Annotated in this window: 1 protein-coding gene; it reads right to left on the minus strand. The window is 52.8% G+C overall.

Annotated features, from left to right (window positions below):
- A partial coding sequence (locus Tanf_RS10145) for a transposase (protein ID WP_046825791.1) occupies positions 1-246 on the minus strand: 246 nt, incomplete at both ends.

Genomic DNA, 246 nt, shown 5'->3' on the forward strand with positions numbered 1-246 from the left:
GTCTGAGGTATCTGTTTCCGTGTGTCACTTTTCTGCTTTTGAAACGCCCGTTGCTTACATCGTTACGCGGTTTCAGACCGCACCATCCCACAAGGCTTGCCGCCGTAGCGAACATCTTCATATCAACCCCTGTTTCCGCAATGATTGCCGTGGCTGCGCGTTCCTTGACACCGGGGATGGTTTGCAGGCGTTCGTATGGTTTGGGGTAATGTTCTTTGCAGAGCCGGACGAGTTCTTGCTGACAGT

This window comes from Tannerella forsythia, assembly GCF_001006485.1.
Lineage (GTDB): Bacteria > Bacteroidota > Bacteroidia > Bacteroidales > Tannerellaceae > Tannerella > Tannerella forsythia.